At 59.6% G+C, this 16,261-nt stretch carries 18 protein-coding genes; 14 read left to right on the top strand and 4 right to left on the bottom strand.

Annotation, left to right across the window (positions count from 1 at the left end; translation table 11 throughout):
* Positions 1-68: 68 nt before the first annotated feature.
* The gene (locus ABID16_RS05085; RefSeq protein ID WP_354555249.1) at positions 69-797 is read left to right on the top strand and encodes an AzlC family ABC transporter permease; all 729 of its coding nucleotides are present in this window, start codon (positions 69-71) and stop codon (positions 795-797) included.
* Complete coding sequence (locus ABID16_RS05080; RefSeq protein WP_354555248.1) at positions 794-1,135, top strand: AzlD domain-containing protein; 342 nt, start codon at positions 794-796, stop codon at positions 1,133-1,135. Before ABID16_RS05085 ends, ABID16_RS05080 begins: the two co-directional genes overlap by 4 nt.
* Before the next feature lie 7 nt (positions 1,136-1,142).
* Here ABID16_RS05080 and ABID16_RS05075 read toward each other — a convergent pair whose 3' ends face one another.
* From ABID16_RS05075 to ABID16_RS05060, 4 genes are read right to left on the bottom strand one after another with little or no spacing between them, the layout of a single operon-like run.
* Positions 1,143-1,565, bottom strand: coding sequence for an HIT family protein (locus tag ABID16_RS05075; protein WP_354555247.1), 423 nt, complete (start codon positions 1,563-1,565; stop codon positions 1,143-1,145).
* 27 nt (positions 1,566-1,592) lie between these two features.
* Positions 1,593-2,768, bottom strand: a complete 1,176-nt coding sequence (locus ABID16_RS05070; protein WP_435532387.1) for a GNAT family N-acetyltransferase — start codon at positions 2,766-2,768, stop codon at positions 1,593-1,595.
* Positions 2,765-3,490, bottom strand: a complete 726-nt coding sequence (locus ABID16_RS05065) for a glycerophosphodiester phosphodiesterase (RefSeq protein ID WP_354555904.1) — start codon at positions 3,488-3,490, stop codon at positions 2,765-2,767. Before ABID16_RS05065 ends, ABID16_RS05070 begins: the two co-directional genes overlap by 4 nt.
* Entirely contained in the window at positions 3,490-3,957 is a 468-nt protein-coding gene (locus ABID16_RS05060; RefSeq protein ID WP_354555245.1) for a RidA family protein, read from the bottom strand. The genes ABID16_RS05065 and ABID16_RS05060 overlap by 1 nt, the downstream gene beginning before the upstream one ends.
* Positions 3,958-4,142: 185 nt before the next feature.
* Here ABID16_RS05060 and ABID16_RS05055 point away from each other — a divergent pair, with 185 nt between their 5' ends.
* The 12 genes from ABID16_RS05055 to lpxA all read left to right on the top strand — a co-directional run bounded on the left by ABID16_RS05055 (position 4,143) and on the right by lpxA (position 16,255).
* Positions 4,143-4,994, top strand: a complete 852-nt coding sequence (locus ABID16_RS05055) for a cell envelope integrity EipB family protein (protein WP_354555244.1) — start codon at positions 4,143-4,145, stop codon at positions 4,992-4,994.
* Positions 4,995-5,179: 185 nt separating this feature from the next.
* Positions 5,180-5,950 carry a 30S ribosomal protein S2 gene (gene rpsB, locus ABID16_RS05050; RefSeq protein WP_354555243.1) on the top strand — a complete coding sequence of 257 codons (771 nt, stop codon included), beginning with the start codon at positions 5,180-5,182 and terminating at the stop codon, positions 5,948-5,950.
* Positions 5,951-6,148: 198 nt separating this feature from the next.
* Positions 6,149-7,072 carry a translation elongation factor Ts gene (gene tsf / locus ABID16_RS05045; protein WP_354555242.1) on the top strand — a complete coding sequence of 308 codons (924 nt, stop codon included), beginning with the start codon at positions 6,149-6,151 and terminating at the stop codon, positions 7,070-7,072.
* Positions 7,073-7,216: 144 nt separating this feature from the next.
* On the top strand, positions 7,217-7,939 hold the full coding sequence (gene pyrH, locus ABID16_RS05040; protein ID WP_354555241.1) for a UMP kinase: 723 nt from the start codon (positions 7,217-7,219) through the stop codon (positions 7,937-7,939).
* A gap of 60 nt (positions 7,940-7,999) precedes the next feature.
* Positions 8,000-8,560, top strand: a complete 561-nt coding sequence (frr, locus tag ABID16_RS05035) for a ribosome recycling factor (protein ID WP_112695543.1) — start codon at positions 8,000-8,002, stop codon at positions 8,558-8,560.
* Positions 8,561-8,603: 43 nt separating this feature from the next.
* On the top strand, positions 8,604-9,350 hold the full coding sequence (locus ABID16_RS05030) for an isoprenyl transferase (protein ID WP_354555240.1): 747 nt from the start codon (positions 8,604-8,606) through the stop codon (positions 9,348-9,350).
* A complete protein-coding gene (locus ABID16_RS05025) occupies positions 9,347-10,180 on the top strand; it encodes a phosphatidate cytidylyltransferase (protein WP_354555239.1) in 834 nt (277 codons plus the stop codon). Before ABID16_RS05030 ends, ABID16_RS05025 begins: the two co-directional genes overlap by 4 nt.
* A 48-nt stretch (positions 10,181-10,228) precedes the next feature.
* Positions 10,229-11,362, top strand: coding sequence for an RIP metalloprotease RseP (gene rseP, locus ABID16_RS05020; RefSeq protein WP_354555238.1), 1,134 nt, complete (start codon positions 10,229-10,231; stop codon positions 11,360-11,362).
* Between the two features lie 188 nt (positions 11,363-11,550).
* A complete protein-coding gene (gene bamA / locus ABID16_RS05015; RefSeq protein ID WP_354555237.1) occupies positions 11,551-13,866 on the top strand; it encodes an outer membrane protein assembly factor BamA in 2,316 nt (771 codons plus the stop codon).
* 51 nt (positions 13,867-13,917) lie between these two features.
* Complete coding sequence (lpxD, locus tag ABID16_RS05010; RefSeq protein ID WP_354555236.1) at positions 13,918-14,976, top strand: UDP-3-O-(3-hydroxymyristoyl)glucosamine N-acyltransferase; 1,059 nt, start codon at positions 13,918-13,920, stop codon at positions 14,974-14,976.
* The gene (fabZ, locus tag ABID16_RS05005; protein WP_354555234.1) at positions 14,973-15,434 is read left to right on the top strand and encodes a 3-hydroxyacyl-ACP dehydratase FabZ; all 462 of its coding nucleotides are present in this window, start codon (positions 14,973-14,975) and stop codon (positions 15,432-15,434) included. The genes lpxD and fabZ overlap by 4 nt, the downstream gene beginning before the upstream one ends.
* Positions 15,435-15,436: 2 nt before the next feature.
* Positions 15,437-16,255, top strand: coding sequence for an acyl-ACP--UDP-N-acetylglucosamine O-acyltransferase (lpxA, locus tag ABID16_RS05000; protein WP_354555233.1), 819 nt, complete (start codon positions 15,437-15,439; stop codon positions 16,253-16,255).
* Positions 16,256-16,261: the final 6 nt, after the last annotated feature.

The raw sequence follows: 16,261 nt of genomic DNA, 5'->3' as shown, positions 1-16,261 counted from the left end.
GGACGCGGCTCGAAAGCGCCGCGTCCCTCCCACCTCTTCATCCCCGGATTTCCTGACATGAGTGAACGATGACGGACATGCGCGCCGAGCGGTCGCGCCGCGCCTGGTTTGTCGAGGGAATGAAGGGGCTCTTTTCGCTTCCCGGCTTTATTCTCATGTCGGCCTTTGTCGGCTTCACCGCGCTGGCCTTTCAGTCCGGCCTGACGCGCGAGGAGGCGGCGTTTCTCACCTTCTTCGTCTGGGCGCTGCCCTCGCAGATGATTGTGGTCGGCGCGATTTCGTCCGGCATGGGCGTACTTGCCGCCTTTCTAGCCGTCAGCCTTGCTTCGATCCGCATGACGCCAATGGTGGCGGCGCTGGTTCCAGAAATCCGTGAGAAGAAGACCTCATCGGCATTGCTGATCTTCCTGTCGCACTTCGTCGCAATCACCGCCTGGGTCTATACGCTGAAAAAGGTGCAGGACATCCCGCGCGAAGGGCGGATTGCCTTCTTTGCCGGGCTCGGCATCACGCTGACGCTGGTCAATACCGCGATCGTGTTCAGCCTTTATGGGGTCGTCTCGCAACTCCCGCCGATTGCGGCCGGCACGCTCTATTTCCTGACGCCGATGTATTTCGTCATGTCGATCTGGGAATCAGCCCGCCAGCCGGTAATCTACTGGGCGCTGGCGCTCGGCATGATCGTTGCGCCCGCCTCACACTATGTCGCGCCGCAGATCGACATGCTGGTCACCGGCCTCGTCGCCGGAACCTTTGCCTATGTGATCGACCGCTCCAGACGGAGACGCGCGCCATGACCGCACAGGAAATCGGCGTCTTCGTTTTCATTCTGATTGCCGGGACGCTCGGCACCGATATCTGGCGCTGGCTCGGTGTCTTCGGTGGCAAGCAATTGTCGGAAGAGAGCGAGGCGCTGATTTGGGTGCGGTCTGTTGCAACAGCACTGGTCGCGGGGGTCATCGCCAGCCAGATCCTCTACCCCGGCGGTGTGCTCGCCGGAACGCCAGTGACACTGCGCATAGGCGCGGCTGCTGCCGGCTTCGCCGTCTTCCTGTTGCTGAAGAAGAATATGCTCGCCGGCATTGCCGTATCGCTGGCTCTAGTGGCCTTGGGCCTTCATCTTCTGGGGATCTGAACGCGACTCAGAGCGCTGCCTTCAGCGTCTCGGCATTGGCCTTGAGAACCTCCATGTCCTCCATCTTGCCCGTATGCGGCTTCAGCGCCACACCTTCGAAGCGCGGGATGATATGGAAATGCAGGTGATATACGGTCTGGCCCGAGGCCGGCTCGTTGAACTGGACAAGCTGGATGCCATCGGCCGCGAATGCCTTCTTGGCGGCAACGGCAATCTTCTGCACGACCGGGATCGTCTTCGAAAGCACGGCCGGATCGGCATCGAGCAGATTGCGCGACGGAGCCTTTGGGATCACCAGCGTGTGGCCCGGCGATTGCGGCATCACGTCCATGAAGGCCAGCGTGTCGTCATCCTCATAGACCTTGAAGGCCGGGATTTCGCCGCGCAGGATTTTGGCGAAGATGTTGTTGTCGTCATAGGTCGCGGACATCTCGTGTCTCCCTGTCTTGATTAGCCGTTACGGCTGTTCCTCGCCCTTGCGGAAAGGGCTGTGTTCGGAAAGATATTCACCGGTCTCGGCGATCGCCTCGCGCTCGCGCTCCAGATAGTCGGCCACCGCGTTGCGCAGGCCCTGGTGGGCGATGTAATGCGCCGAATGCGTCGTCACCGGCAGATAGCCGCGCGCCAGCTTGTGCTCGCCTTGCGCACCCGCCTCGACACGGTCGAGCTTGCGGGCGATGGCGAAATCGATCGCCTGATGATAACAGACCTCGAAATGCAGGAAGGGATGATCCTCGATACAGCCCCAGTGCCGGCCGTAAAGCGCATCCTCGCCGATGAAGTTGATCGCGCCCGCGACATATCGCCCCTCGCGCTTGGCCATAACGAGCAGAATGTCATCCGGCATGCGCTCACCGATCAGCGAATAGAATTCGCGGGTCAGATAGGGTCGGCCCCACTTGCGGCTGCCGGTGTCCATATAGAAGGCGAAAAACTGATCCCAGATATCCTCGGTCAGATCGCGCCCGGTCAGCCAGTCGATGCTGAGGCCGTTCTCCAGCGCCGAACGCCGCTCCTTGCGCAGGTTCTTGCGCTTGGACGAGGAGAGTTCAGCGAGAAAGTCTTCATGGCTCGCATAGCCCTTGTTGAGAAAATGAAACTGCTGGTCGGTCCGATGCAGATAGCCGTCGCCCTCCAGAACCGCCAGATCGTCCTCCTGCAGGAAGGTCACATGCGCGGAAGAAATCCCCAGCCGGTCCGTCTCCTCGCGCAGCGCCCTTGAGAGCTGTCCCTTCAGGTCGGTACGCCCGTCCGCGACCAGCAGGCGAGGGCCGCTTGCGGGGGTAAACGGAACAGTACACTGGAATTTCGGATAATAGCGCCCGCCGGCCCGCTCATACGCGTCCGCCCAGGCATGGTCGAAGACATATTCACCCTGGCTGTGCGACTTGCCATAACAGGGCACGACTGCTGCAATCCGCCCGTTCTCATCCTCCAGCGCGATATGGCGCGGCTGCCAGCCGGCGCGGGACACGGCCGAGCCGGAATCCTCCAGCGCCGAAAGATAGGCATGCGACACGAAAGGATTGTAGGGAATGTGCCCGCCGCGTTCCGCACCGTTCAGCCGATCCCATTCCGTCTTGGGAACGGAGGAAATCTTTTCAACGATGCGGCGTTTGAACTCTGTCATCAGGCGGCTTTAGTCTCGCGGGGATCGAACCCTTCGAAGGTCATCTGGTCGGCGTTTTCGAAGGTCTGCCTGATGGCAGCCTCGTCACGCACCGTCCAGGTGATGACCGGGATGCCCTTGCTACGAAGCCCGTCCGTGAACGGATTGGGCAGGTGAGCGTAGTGGTAGGATGTGAAGTCGAGGCCGATAGCCATCTCCTGAACCTGCCGATCCCAGATTTCCGGCTTGTCGCCATAGGCTGTCAGCCCGACGGGGTAGGGCACGCCGATTTCCTTGAGCTCCCGCAACAGCCAATGGTCGAAACTCATCAGCGCAACCGGCCCATGATAGCCTTCCAGAGTGTCGAGAACCGATTCGACAAAGCCATCGTCGTCGCCGGCGCGGCCTTTGAGTTCGATGACGAGCGGCACCTTGCCTTTCACGAGGTTCAGCATGTCCCGGAGCTTCGGCACGCGGTCCTTCGTCCCGCCAATCGTCATCAGCGAGAGTTCGGCTGACGTCTTCGCGCGCACGTCGCCCGGAATATTGCAGAGCCGTTCCAGGTCGTCGTCATGGAACACAACCGGCACACCATCCGAGGCATATTGCAGGTCGCACTCGATGGCAAAGCCCGCGTCGACGGCGCGCGAGAAGGCCGAGAGCGTGTTTTCCCAGACCGCCTTGTTCATGTCGTGATAGCCGCGGTGCGCAATCGGGCGTTCGGTCAACCAGGCAATGTCGGACATCATGCGATTTCCAGGATGGCGTCGATCTCGACAGCGGCATTGAGCGGCAGGCACGCCATGCCGACGGCCGCGCGCGCATGCTTGCCCGCTTCGCCCAGTACGTTGACGAGTAGGTCCGACGCTCCGTTGATGACAAGGTGCTGGTTCGTGAAATCCTGAGCCGAGGCGACAAAACCGTTGATCTTGATCAGCCGCTTGACCCGCGTCAGATCACCGCCGAGCGCTGCGGAGGCCTGGGCCAGAATGTTGATGGCGCAGAGTTCAGCCGCACGCTTTGCGTCTTCAAGCGCCACATCCTTTCCGACGATTCCGGTCACCGCGACCTTACCACCTTCGATGGGAAGCTGGCCGGAAAGATAGAGCGTGTTGCCCGAAATCACATAAGGAACATAGTTCGCAGCCGGGGCCGCTGCGACAGGGAGCGTAATCCCCAGGTCTTCGAGTCGCTTGGAAATTTCGTTGGTCATCACTCACTCCAAATCTTGACGGTCATCGTTGCCGCAGCAATCCGTCTATCCTGTGTCCCGGCAATCACCATTGCCTGATTCCGACGCTCCGACTTCATCATGAAGGTAATTTGACGCTCGCCTTTTTAAAGGCCAATCTCTATAGCATCGGAGAAAATCATGCGGCTCTGGTCCGGAGGAATAGAATGTTTCGGCGACACCTTGCAAAGGCTTTTTGGGCAAAGGCTTTTTGCGCAAGTGCGACGATCGCGGCTTTGGTGCCGCTTCCGGCCACTGCGGGAGCTGCCGACGGACTTGCCGCGCACCGCGCCATCTACGATCTGGTGCTGAAGCATTCGTCGGAAAATTCCGGCATCGACGACATGTATGGCCGCATGGTCTATGAATTCACGGGCTCGGCCTGCAAGGGGTTCAACGTCAAGTTCCGCTTTGTCACCGCCGTAGACATGGGCGGCGAAAAGCGCCTGACGGACCAGCAGACGACCACCTTCGAGGACCTGCCGAAGGGCCAGTTCCAGTTCGAAACCAAATCCTTTTCTGACGAGAAGCTCAGTCAGAACGTTCGTGGCGAAGCGCAGGCCGGCAAGACGGGTCTCGAAGTCAGCCTCAACCAGCCCGACCGGCGCAAGCTGGAACTTGCCAAGAGCAGCTTTCCGACCGAGCAGATGATCGAGGTCATCGACAAGGCGCGCGCCGGCGTCCATTTCTTCGAAACCCGCGTCTTCGATGGCTCGGACACCGGCGACAAGTCGCTCTACACCACCACGATCGTCGGCGATCTGGTGAAGCCGGATGCCGCCAAGCCGGATATGGACGGCGAGAACCCCGGCGTCCTTGCCAAGGAAGCCTATTGGCCGGTCACGGTTGCCTATTTCGACGATAAGACAGGCAAGGATCAGCTGCCGACCTATCGCGTCTCGTTCAAGCTCTACGAAAACGGAATCACGCGCGATCTCGTCATGGACTACGGCGACTTCATCCTCTCCGGCAAACTGGCGGAACTGGACCTACTGAAGACCGACGCAAGCTGCAAGTGATGCAATTGGCCTGAAAAATCGGCCTTTCGCGCCCACAGGGCTTGTCTTTTTCGCGACTCCATTATAAAGGCCGCCCATTCCACACGTGGGGCTAGGGACTTTTCGGGAGAAATCCGGATGTTCCGCCGGTGGCGCGAGAGCGTCGTTGTCCCACGGAGGTTCAACCGGAAAAGGACACGATAAGCATGGCATTGCCTGATTTTTCCATGCGTCAGCTGCTTGAAGCTGGCGTACACTTCGGCCACCAGACCCACCGCTGGAACCCGAAGATGAAGCCGTATATTTTCGGCGACCGCAACAACGTTCACATCATCGACCTCGGCCAGACCGTTCCGATGCTGCACACGGCCCTCAAGGCTGTCAGCGACACGGTTGCCGGCGGCGGCCGCGTTCTCTTCGTCGGTACGAAGCGCCAGGCCTCTGAAATCATCGCTGACGCTGCAAAGCGTTCGGCCCAGTACTACGTCAACTCCCGCTGGCTCGGCGGCATGATGACGAACTGGAAGACGATCTCGAACTCGATCCAGCGCCTGCGCAAGCTCGACGAGATCCTGAACGGCGAAGCCCAGGGCTTCACCAAGAAGGAACGCCTCAACCTCGAGCGCGAACGCGAAAAGCTTGACAAGGCTCTCGGCGGTATCCGCGACATGGGCGGCACGCCGGACCTGATGTTCATCATCGACACCAACAAGGAAAAGATCGCCATCGACGAAGCAAAGCGTCTTGGCATTCCGGTTGTTGCGATCATCGATAGTAACTGCGATCCGGACCAGATCGACTATCCGATCCCCGGTAACGACGACGCCTCGCGCGCCATCGCTCTCTATTGCGACCTGATCGCACGCGCTGCCATCGACGGCATCGCTCGCCAGCAGGGCGCTTCGGGCCGCGACCTCGGCGCTTCGGCCGAAGCTCCGATCGAGCCGGCACTTGCAGAGGCAGAAGGCGACGCCTGATAGGCCTATATTGACGGCGCGGGCCTGTCCCGCGCCCGACGGGGCTTTTGAAGTCCGGGGCCGCCAGCATCGTATGTCTGGCGGCTTTCGTTTTATCACGACGCGGTTCTTCATCACCCTGTAACAATTCGCGGGCGATTTAAGCCCAAAATGAAATGGTGCGCATAACCGCACCGCTGGAAATAAAAGAGGCGAGACATGGAAATTACCGCTGCAATGGTCAAGGAACTGCGCGAAAAGAGCGGCGCAGGCATGATGGACTGCAAGAAGGCGCTGGCCGAAACTGCCGGCGACATGGAAGCCGCAATCGACTGGCTGCGCGCCAAGGGCATCGCCAAGGCCGACAAGAAGTCGGGCCGCACCGCTGCTGAAGGCCTCATCGCCATCGCATCGGCCGGCCACAAGGCTGTCGTCGTTGAAGTGAACTCCGAAACCGACTTCGTTGCCCGTAACGACGCCTTCCAGGACCTCGTTCGCGGCATTGCTCAGGTTGCTCTCTCCACCGACGGCACCGTTGAGGCTGTTGGCGAGGCGACCTACCCGGCAACCGGCAAGTCCGTCACCGACTCGATCAAGGATGCGATCGCCACGATCGGCGAAAACATGGCGCTCCGCCGCTCCGCTGCTCTCGAAGTCGAGCACGGCGTTGTCGCGACCTACATCCACAACGCTGCCGGCGACGGCATCGGCAAGCTCGGCGTTCTCGTCGCCCTGAAGTCGGTCGGCGACAAGGCTGTCCTGACCTCGATCGGTCGTCAGGTCGCCATGCACATTGCTGCAACGAACCCGCTCGCCATCCGCGCCGAAGAAGTCGATCAGGCTGCTGCCGACCGCGAACGCGCCATCTTCATCGAACAGGCCCGTGCGTCCGGCAAGCCGGACTCGATCATCGAAAAGATGGTCGATGGCCGCATGCGCAAGTTCTTCGAAGAAGTTGCGCTTCTGTCGCAGGCTTTCGTCGTCAACCCCGACCTGACCGTCGGCGCTGCCGTCAAGGAAGCTGAAAAGGAAGCCGGCGCTGCCATCGAAGTTGTCGGCATGGCCCGCCTTCTGCTCGGCGAAGGCGTTGAGAAGGAAGCCTCGGACTTCGCGGCCGAAGTGGCTGCTGTCGCCAAGGGCTGATCGAATTCCATTAAGGAAAACTGAGGGGCATCGCGTGACAACGCGGTGCCCTTCGTGTATGCGGCGATAGGTTATATCTATGCTGCGGCCTCGCCGCGCCGATGCCAGCAGACCTCGCGGCATCTGTTCAATCACGGAGCGTCCATGTCGTCCTCACCCCTCTACAAGCGCGTTCTCCTCAAGGCCTCCGGCGAAGCTCTGATGGGTGATCAGGGCTTCGGGATCGACGTCGCCGTTGCCGACCGGATTGCTGCCGACATCGCCGATGCGCGCAAGATGGGTGTCGAAGTCGGCGTTGTCGTCGGCGGCGGAAACATCTTCCGTGGCGTCGCTGTCGCCTCCAAGGGCGGGGACCGTGTGACCGGAGATCACATGGGCATGCTGAGCACGGTGATCAATTCGCTGGCGCTCGCGACCTCGCTGCGCAAGCTCGACATCGACACGGTCGTGCTCTCGGCCATCGCCATGCCGGAAATCTGCGAAAGTTTCTCCCAGCGTGCCGCCGTCTATCACCTGTCGCTCGGCCGCGTGGTGATCTTCGCCGGCGGCACGGGCAATCCCTATTTCACCACCGATTCGGCCGCAGCGCTTCGCGCGGCGGAGATTGGTGCACAGGCCCTTTTCAAGGGAACCCAGGTCGACGGCATCTATTCCGCCGATCCGAAGAAGGTTCCCGATGCAACCCGCTTCGACCGATTGACGCACAAGGAAGTCCTCGATAGGGGACTGGCCGTCATGGACGTCGCAGCCGTTGCACTGGCGCGGGAAAACGCAATTCCGATCGTCGTTTTTTCGATCCACGAGCGCGGAGGCTTCCCGGCAATCTTGACCGGCGGCGGCCGTGCGACCATCGTAACGGACAACTGACGGACGCAGGGCTCGATTCCTTTCGAGCCACGGTGTCATACCAAGAATGGAGTAAAGACCATGGCAGGCGGTGCCGATCTCAACGATATCAAGCGCAGGATGGATGGCGCCGTGACGGCGTTCAAGAGCGATATCGCGTCGCTCCGGACCGGCCGCGCATCCGCAAACCTCCTCGATACGGTCATGGTGGAAGCCTATGGCTCGCGCGTGCCGCTGAACCAGGTTGCCAACATCACGGTTCCCGAGCCGCGCATGCTCGGCGTTTCGATCTGGGACAAGCAGATGGTGAGCGCTGTCGATCGTGGCATTCGCGAATCCAACCTCGGCCTCAACCCGATCGTGGACGGCCAGAACCTGCGCATTCCGCTTCCCGAGCTGAACGAAGAACGCCGCAAGTCGCTAGTCAAGCTGGCGCATGAATATGCCGAAAAGGGCAAGGTTGCCGCGCGCCATGTGCGCCGCGACGGCATGGAGGCAGCGAAGAAGGCTGAGAAGGATGGCGATATCGGCCAGGACGAAAGCCGCGTTCTTTCCGACAAGATCCAGAAGATGACCGACGAGACCATTGTCGAAATCGACAAGGCTTTGGCCGAGAAGGAAAAGGAAATCATGCAGGTCTAAGGGATTCCTTGGATCTTTGGGGCGCTCGAATTTGGACGGGGCGATGGATAACGCGGGGCAGGCAGGGGTTCCCAGGCATGTCGCCATCATCATGGATGGCAACGGCCGCTGGGCCAAGGCACGAGGCATGCCTCGCGGTTTCGGACACCGCAAGGGTGTTGAGGCCGTGCGCGAGGCTGTGAAGTCCGCCCGTCACTTCGGCATTTCCTACATGACGCTCTATGCCTTCTCGTCGGAGAACTGGCGCCGCCCCGCCGATGAGGTCAGCGATCTCATGGGGCTGCTCAAGCTCTTCATCAAGCGCGACCTCGCCGAACTTCACGCTGCCGATGTGCGCATCCGCATCATCGGCGAACGCGAGAGGCTTTCGAGCGATATCCTTCAGTTGTTGCTGGAAGCCGAGGAGACGACGAAAGCCAACAAGGGCCTCGTCCTCGTGATCGCCTTCAACTATGGCGCACGCGACGAGATCGCCCGCGCCTGCCGCCGCATCGCCCAGGACGTCGCGGCTGGAAAGATCAATCCGGAAGACATTTCGGCTGAGATGGTCAATGACCGCCTCGATACGGCCGGCATTCCGGATCCCGATCTGATTATACGGACGAGCGGTGAGGAACGTCTCTCAAACTTCCTGCTTTGGCAGGCAGCTTATAGCGAGCTTGTCTTCGTTCCCGAACTCTGGCCGGATTTCGACAGGAATGTCTTCCGCAAGGCGCTCGACACGTTTGCGGCGCGAGACCGCCGCTTCGGAGCTGTAGAAGGCACCGAGAAAGCCGTCGGTTCTCCATGAGCGAGGAACTGCGGCTCCGCATCCTTTCCGCGATCGTACTTGGTATTCTCGTCCTGGCCGCGACGTGGTTCGGTGGCGTATATTTTGCATTGCTCGCCGCCGTCATCGCTTTGCTGGTCCATTACGAGTGGACCAGGATTACCGGTGCCCGCACGCTCGATCCGGAAGCCTTCTGGTCCGGCTGGGCCGCGATGGCGCTCATTGCCTTCGATATTCTGGCAGAACAGGGCATGGACGCCTGGAACGAATATCTCTGGATGGCGGTGGCTTTTCTCGTTCTCTATTCGCTGATACGTGCGAAGAATCGCTGGAACCCGGCTGGCGTTGTCTATGCCGGCCTCACCGGTGTTTCGCTCGCCGAGATCCGGGGCGACGGCTTCACCGGCTTCATTGCCATGATCTTCATCTTCGCCGTCGTCTGGGGGACGGATATTGCTGCCTATTTCACCGGCCGCGCCATTGGTGGAAAGAAGCTCGCGCCGTCGATCTCGCCTGGAAAGACCTGGTCAGGCGCAATCGGCGGCGCCATTGCGGCCGTCATTTGCGGCTCGATCGTCGTCCTGAGCTACATGAAGAATGTCTCGCTTTGGATCATCCTCCTCGCCCTCGTTCTCTCCGTTCTCAGCCAGGTCGGCGACCTGTTCGAATCGTTCATGAAGCGTCGCTACAAGGTGAAGGATTCCAGTCATCTCATTCCCGGTCACGGTGGTGTGATGGATCGCATTGACGGCCTTGTTTTTGCCTGTTCCGGCGCCTTCATTCTCAAAATGCTTCTCTCGTCTTGGAATCACGGCGCGGGAACCTTTATATTGGGAGCGGTTTCGCAATGATGCGAGGAAGCCGCGCGTCCGCGGACCTTTCGATCTGGAGGATTTCCGATGAACGCGGTTGAAACAGTGGCCGGATTTATGGGCGGATACATCGTCCCCTTCATCCTCGTCCTCTCGCTTCTCGTCTTCGTGCACGAGATGGGTCACTATTTGGCTGGCCGGTGGTCGGGCATCCGCATTTTGGCCTTCTCCATCGGCTTCGGACCGGAACTTGTCGGCTGGACCGATAAACATGGAACGCGCTGGAAGCTTTCGATCATTCCGCTCGGTGGCTATGTGCGTTTTTATGGCGACGACGATGCTTCGAGCCGTCCCGATTTCGAAACGCTGGAGACGTTGAGCGACGCGGAGCGCGCACGAACCTTCAACGGTGCAAAGCTGTGGAAACGTGCGGTCACCGTGGCTGCCGGTCCCATCGCCAACTTCATCCTTGCGATTGCGATCTTCGCCGTCATCTTCTCGATCTACGGCAAGCCGGTCAGCGACCCGGTTGTTTCTGAAGTGAAGGCAGGGAGCGCTGCGGAGCAGGCCGGCTTCAAGCCCGGTGACCGCATTATCTCCGTCGACGGCAATTCTGTTGCGACCTTCACAGACCTTCAGCGTTATGTGAGCATGCGCCCTGGCATCCGTATCGATGCGAGGGTCGAGCGTGCCGGCCAGAAGATCGATCTCTTCGTGACGCCGGTTTCCACCGAGATTCCCGACAATTTCGGCAACAAGATCGAAGTCGGCATTATCGGCATCATGAGCAACGCGCAGTCCGGCAATTTCCGGGTGGAGAAACTGAACCCGGTCCAGGCATTGGGTGAGGGCGCGTTGCAAAGCTGGCACGTCGTAACCGGCACATATGATTATATTTCCAACATGATCGCAGGCCGCATGAAGGCCGACCAGCTTGGCGGGCCGATCCGGATTGCGCAGGCATCCGGCGAGATGGCATCGCTGGGAATTGCCGCTCTCCTCCAGCTTGCAGCCGTGCTGTCCGTTTCAATCGGGCTTTTGAACCTTATGCCGGTTCCGGTGCTTGATGGCGGCCATCTTCTGTTCTATGCAATTGAAGCCGTGAGGGGACGGCCGGTGGGACCCGCCGCGCAAGAGATTGCGTTCCGGATCGGTCTTGCCATGGTTCTTTCGCTCATGGTCTTCGCCACCTGGAATGACATTGCCCGTCTTGTAAGCTGAATTTGTTTTGGAAATGCTTTGTTTACCCTGTTTGAAGCGATGCGTGTCGATTGAGCCACGCTTCGAATTGAAGTAAACAGAATTTAACCTCCGGCCTTGCTTGTATGGGAAAAGCCGCTAAAACGGCAAGCATGACCGGAGTCGTTCTTTGGGCTGTCTACGGCCAAGGTAAAAAGGTAAAGTTGGAAATGAAGGCTGGTTCAAGATTTTTGAACGCTGTATCGGCAGTTGCGTTGTCTGCCGGCGTTGCGGGTGCGGGTGTAGTGGTTTCTCTGCCCGATGATGCAGCAGCAGCGGTCATCCGCCGCGTCGAGGTTAAGGGTGCAAACCGCGTCGGTGCGCAGACTGTCAAAGACAATTTGACGATCCAGCCAGGCAAGGATTTCAGCCCGTCCGATATCGACGCGTCCGTGAAGCGTCTTTATTCGACCGGCTTCTTCTCGGATGTCCGCATCAATGTGTCCGGTGGGACGCTTGTTGTGAGCGTCAACGAGAACCAGCTCCTGAATGCCGTGGTTTTCAATGGCAACAAGAAGCTCAAGGATGAGAAGCTTGCTGGCGTCGTGCAGTCGCGTCCCCTCGGCCCGTATAGCCAGGCAATGATCGACTCCGACATTCAGGCGATCAAGAAGGCCTATGCGGCAATCGGTCGCTCGGACGTCACGATCACCACGCAGACCTACAATGTCGGCAGCGGCCGCGTGAACCTTGCCTTCGAAATCAATGAAGGCGAACGCACCAAGATCACGCACATCAATTTCGTTGGTAACCGCGCTTTTGGCGACACGCGCCTGCACAGCGTACTGGCGACCAAGGAATCCGGCATTCTGTCCTTCATCACACGCCAGGATATCTATGATCCGCAGAAGATGAAGGCGGACGAAGACGCTCTGCGTCAGTTCTACTACAACCACGGTTATGCCGACTTCCGCATCGTTTCGGATGACGTTCAGCTGAACGAAAAGACGAATGAATATACGATCACGATCACGGTCGAGGAAGGTGAGCAGTACAAGATCGGCAACGTGAACGTTCAGTCGACCGTACCGGGCGTCAATGGTGATGATCTGAAGTCACTTATCGTCAGCCGTCCGGGCGATACGTATAAAGCTCGCGATATCGAAAAATCCGTTTCGGCAATCTCGAAGCGCGTCTCTTCTGCCGGCTATCCTTTTGCCCGTGTTACCCCGCGCGGCAACCGCGAAGTGGGTGGAAACACGATTTCTGTGGATTATCTTGTTGACCAGGGCGAGCGCGCCTATGTCGAACGTATCGAAATCCGCGGCAACACGATCACGCGCGATTACGTGATCCGTCGCGAATTCGATCTGGCGGAAGGCGATGCATTCAATCAGGAAGCGATCCTGGAAGCCAAGCGCCGTCTTGAAAAGCTCGGCTATTTCGCTGCAGTCAACGTCTCGACCGCTCCTGGCAGCTCGCCGGACCGAGTCGTCATTATTGTCGACGTTCAGGATCAGCCGTCCGCTTCGTTCGGTATTGGCGCTGGTTACGTCACCGGCGGCGAAGGCTTCGTTCTCGAAGCCTCGATCGAAGACAAGAACTTCCTCGGCCGCGGACAGTATATCCGCGTGGCAGCGAGCGGCGGTCTCAAGACGCGCAACTACTCGCTGTCCTTCACGGAGCCTTACTTCCTGGGCTATCGCCTTGCTGCCGGCTTCGACATTTACAAGACGACGGACTCCAGCCAGTCGAACTACACGTTCGACACCGAAGGCTTCAACCTCCGTATGTCTGCGCCTATCACGGACGAGCTGACCGCATCGGCGACCTACGCGTTCGCGAAGATCAACTACAAGAGCAGCAACACGGCAGCTCTTTCTGCGCCGTATCAGAACGTTGTTGCCAACAGCCCGTGGTATCGTTCGTCGATCGCCACAACGTTGTCCTACAACTCGCTGGATGACCAGAAGCTTCCGCATGACGGCTTTGTCGGCAACATCACGCAGGAAGTCGCCGGTCTTGGTGGCGACTCGCGTTACTACAAGCTGACTGGCAAGGTGCGCTATTACCACACGCTTTCGGATGAAGCCGATATCATCGGTTCGCTGAGTGTTGGCGGTGGTGTCATGCGTTCGCTCAAGGGTGGCACGCTCGTGTTCGACCAGTTCAAGATCGGTTCGAACGAAATCCGTGGCTTCTCGTCGACCGGTATCGGTCCGCGCATGGCCAACGGTGACGTTCTCGGCGGCTTGAACTACTTCACCGCTTCTGCTGAAGCCACGTTCCCGATGCCGGGTATTCCTGAAGATTACGGTCTGCGTGGTGCCGTCTTTGCTGACGCGGCGACGCTGTTCGGTAACTCGGTCAATCTCGGCGGTCAGGCTGCCAATGGCATCAACCAGTCGTGGCGTGCATCAGTCGGCGCCAGCGTGATCTGGGCGTCGCCCTTTGGTCCGCTGCGCGTAGACTATGCCTTCCCGGTCAAGAAGCAGTCTTTCGATCAGGTCGAAAGAATCAAGTTCGGCATCCAGACGAATTTCTGATAAAGCCTGTCCGGAACACGAAACACGGTTATCCGTTCTGGGGCTTGGCCTATGGAAAGAGATGCGTTTTTCCCGCGCCACGAGGGTGTGGCGCTGGGGAAGCTTGCGGAGCGCATTGGCGCTTCGCTTCATAAATCCGAAGATGCAGATGTTATGATCCGCTCCGTCGCGCCGGTTTACCGTGCGGTGGAAGGTGACATCTGCTATATGCTCTCGCGAAAGAACAGGGCCGAACTGGAGACCTGCAGGGCGTCCGCAATCATTTGCGATGAGGCACTCCTGTCTCTGGTGCCCGGACATATCCCGGCTCTGGTGGCAAAGAGCGCACATGCGGCGTTTGCGCTTGCAGGGCTGATCCTCCATCCATCGGCAGCGCGTCCCGAGACAATTGCTCAGTCCGAAGGCATTTCGCCGCTCGCCGTCGTTCATCCGACTTCGGTGCTTGAGCCTGGCGTGATCGTTGAGCCGCATGCTGTTATCGGCGCTCATGTCGCAATAGGGGCCGGGAGCCGCATTGGACCGGGTGCGATGATCGGCAACGCGGTCAAGATCGGTCGCGACTGCACGATTGCAGGCGGTGCGAGTGTGCTGTGCTCTCTTATCGGCAACAATGTCATCATTCACAACGGCGCGCGCATCGGTCAGGACGGTTTCGGCTATGCGCCGGGTCCGACGGGCATGATCAAGATCGTCCAGATCGGCCGTGTGATCATTCAGGACAACGTCGAGATTGGCGCAGAAACCACGATCGACCGCGGCACGATGGACGACACCGTGATCGGCGAGGGAACCAAGATCGACAACCAGGTACAGATCGGCCATAACGTACAGATCGGTCGTCATTGCGCGCTGGTCAGCAAAGTCGGCGTGGCAGGCAGCGCGAAGATCGGAAATGGCGTGCAGATTGGCGGTGCGGCAGGCATCAACGGTCACATCTCGATCGGCGACGGTGCCCAGGTCGCAGCCATGAGCGGCGTCATGAACGATGTGCCTCCGGGCGAGAAAGTCGCGGGACAGCCCGCACGTCCCATCAAGGAGTTCTTCCGCGAAATCGCCGAGCGCGCGGCGAGATCCGGGGCGCGGAAGGCAAAAGGCGGAGAGAGCGCATGAGCGAAGACGTGAAATCGCAACTGGCAACCGCGGAAATTCAAGAGCTTATGGCTCTGCTTCCGCATCGCTATCCATTCCTGCTTGTCGACAAGATCCTCGAGATCGATGGCGACAATTCCGCGATTGGCATCAAGAACGTCACCGCCAACGAGCCGCAGTTCATGGGGCATTTCCCCGGCGAACCGATCATGCCGGGCGTTCTGTTGATCGAGGGCATGGCGCAGACAGCCGGCGCGATCTGCGCGCGCATGCAAGGCGGCGGCGCGAAGCTGGTCTACTTCATGACCATCGATAATGCGCGCTTCCGCAAGCCGGTCCGCCCGGGGGATCGCGTGGAATACCACGTGACCAAGCAGAAGCAGCGCGGCAATATCTGGAAATTCCATTGCGACGCAAAGGTCGATGGCCAGCTCGTGGCCGAGGCCGATATCGGCGCCATGCTGCATAACAAGGCATGATCATGAGCAAGATTGCAGGCAGCGCGCGGATTCACCCGATGTCGGTCGTCGATGACGGCGCTGAGATCGGTGAAGGCGTTGTCATCGGGCCATTCTGTCACGTCGGTCCGAAGGTTGTTCTGGGCGCCAACGTTGAACTGGTGAGCCATGCTGTCGTTGTCGGACGCACGACGGTGGGAGAGGGCACGCGAATATTTCAGTCCGCCGTTGTCGGTGGCGATTCCCAAAGTGCCAAGCATAGCGCCGTGGATACGACGCTGGAGATCGGGCGCAATTGCACGATCCGCGAAGGCGTGACGATGAACACCGGCACGGTGGAGCATGGCGGTCGGACAGTCGTGGGCGACAGTTGCCTGTTTCTCGCCTATTCGCATGTGGCGCACGATTGTCAGGTCGGCAACCATGTCATCATGTCCAACAACGTGCTTTTGGCCGGCCATGTGATCGTCGGCGATCACGCAATCATCGGCGGTGGTGCGGCTGTGCACCAGTTCACGCGTATCGGCCGCAACGCCTTTATCGGCGGTCTGTCTGCTGTCTCCTATGACGTCATTCCCTACGGCATTCTCAACGGTAACCCCGGCCTGCTGGAAGGGCTGAACGTGGTTGGAATGAGCCGGGCTGGCATCGATCGGGCGGTCATTCACCGCGTGCGTCATGCCTACAAGGCAATTTTCGAAGGTGAGGGTTCCGTGCGCGACAAGGCTGCTGCCATTCGCCACGAATACGAGGATTGCCCGCAGGTGATTGACATCCTCGACTTTATCGCGGCAGAAGCCGACCGCGCACTGTCGACGCCAGCGCGCCGCCGCAAGGGCTGACGCGCC

The organism is Limnomicrobium aquaticum, assembly GCF_040545545.1.
GTDB lineage: Bacteria > Pseudomonadota > Alphaproteobacteria > Rhizobiales > Rhizobiaceae > Ensifer_A > Ensifer_A aquaticum.
The sequence above is the reverse complement of the archived record's forward strand: the minus strand, read 5'-3'. Positions and strand labels throughout refer to the sequence as shown.